Here is a 1,948-nt window from a genome sequence, read left to right on the forward strand (position 1 = left end):
ACCACCGGTAGCGAGGCCGGCCACCACGTCACGCCAAAAAACGGCTCAGTGCCGATCCGGGATATCGGCCGCCGGCCCTAACCTGAGTCGGTGGATCGAGGCTAAGCGACGGCCACCGAGAGGCCATCATCAAATGCCTGTCCATCTGGAGTGCCGTCCAAGCAGGCAGATTCAGCACCGACGCCACGACGATCAACCTGCTCAAGCCGTACCCGAATGATGCAACTACCCGCCCCCAAGCAGACACAGTGATCCGCGCGTCGTGGAGTGCACAAAAGGGTCTCAAGTCCCACCACGACCCCACGCACTTCGATTCAAGCATCCAGTGGGCAAAGGTCTTTTGGGGCACCAACTCAATGACGACAGCCTGTCTGCGACAAAGGGATGTTGATGACCAGGGGCCGCCCAGGGACGCCTCTGGCGAAGACACCCATCCTGCAACCACTCCCGCGGATGGTGAACACCTCCGAGGACGAGCCATGGACTTGTTGTCGAGTTACATTGAGGCGCTTGAGACGGCCCCTGCCCGGCTCTATGACCAGGAACAGCAAGAGGTTCATTCGGGGTTGGTGACACGCGCCGGCCGAGAGGTGATTACAGCGCTTGGCGCCCCGGATCTCTGGTGCGTAGAGCATGGCGCACACGTGGGTCGCACCCTGGTGGAGGTGCGCATCTACCTAGAGTGGATGGCCCTGCAGGATCCGTCTGTCTACCGGTCATACCAGACCTATGGAGCTGGCAAAGCGAAGTTGTACGCGCGGATTACGGATGAGCTCGCTAAGGACTGGAATAGCCCGGAAGTCGAAAAAGCCATAGAGGAACTCGACAAATTAAGTCACAACGATGACGTGCTCGATCACCGGGTCGTGGACACGCGCGACTCGTTTGCCGAGGGCAAGTCCATCCGGGCAATGGCGAAGGAATGCGGACTGCTCGATCTCTATCGCCAGAGCTACTCCTTGGCTAGTGGAGTCGCGCACTCGGAGTGGTGGTCACTCGAGACCCACTGCATGGAGCCATGTCGGAACATCCTCCATCGCGGGCACCTGATTCCGAGTCTTACACTATCGGGAGGAGCGGACGTTGCTCTTGCCAGTTCGTGGGTCAGCCAGCTCTACGCCTTGATCCGAAGAAGTCTGCAGATCCTTAGGACTAACCAAGACGCAGTGGACCAGGCCTTCTCCTGGCTGTCCACAGACAGTGCCTCGGCAGAGTCCTTCGCGCCGGGCGAAGAACAAGCACAGGACGATATGCGAAAGAGCGAGGATTAACGATCACTACAACCCTCATCCTGCAATAGGTGTCCAGCGGATTCCGAGAGTCGATACATCAACGCCCACGGGCGAAAACACTTTCGGGTCGTCGGCAGAGGGTGTTCTCGGAATCCCTGCGATAGAACCTGCGACGGGACACCAGGGTACGGAACCGCTGGCACGCCTGCGCTACGCGCGGGTGAGCTTGGACGCATAGGACACGGCACTGCAGATCCGGGACCTGGAAGCCGCTGGCCGTGAGCTCATCTAGGTTCAGGAACTCCCATTGCGACGTCAACTCCGTGGGAAGTGTCCGGTAGCCGGCCATATGTAAAGAAGGGCGCGTCGAGCTACTGATGCAGCCAGTGTCCGCGGATCAATCAGCGATAGCGCGTTTGATCCCTGAGTTCTAGGGCGGGAGATCCGCCAGGAAATTTCTGCTTCGTCAGCTGAAGCGTGCACTTCGGGCAGGGCCGGGTCTCGCCCTGGTGGTCCCGCAGAAGCATTGCCAGATCCTGGTGCCGGTGCTCCACTGGAAAGACGAGCCCGTCCTGGGCCCGTACGTCCAAGGGGGATCATCATGGCTGGTCACGACAAGCAGGCCGAGCACACCAAAGCAGAACAGGGTTATAGGCCAAAATATGTGTATGGCGGGGGCTTGCTTGCCTGCGATAGCAACGTTCTAGGGCTTTGAC

1 protein-coding gene is annotated in these 1,948 nt (G+C 59.5%); it reads left to right on the forward strand.

The features are described 5' to 3' along the window. The first annotated feature begins 479 nt into the window (after positions 1-479). Positions 480-1,271, forward strand: a complete 792-nt coding sequence (locus RF638_RS15925) for a DUF5677 domain-containing protein (RefSeq protein WP_277425000.1) — start codon at positions 480-482, stop codon at positions 1,269-1,271. The last annotated feature ends 677 nt before the right edge of the window (positions 1,272-1,948 follow it).

This window comes from Kocuria sp. CPCC 205235, assembly GCF_040980905.1.
Taxonomy (GTDB): Bacteria; Actinomycetota; Actinomycetes; order Actinomycetales; family Micrococcaceae; genus Kocuria; species Kocuria carniphila.

Bases quoted from the DNA above. Each gene is read 5' to 3' on its own strand.
- RF638_RS15925 (WP_277425000.1), top strand. From the start codon at position 480: ATGGACTTGTTGTCGAGTTACATTGAGGCGCTTGAGACGGCCCCTGCC.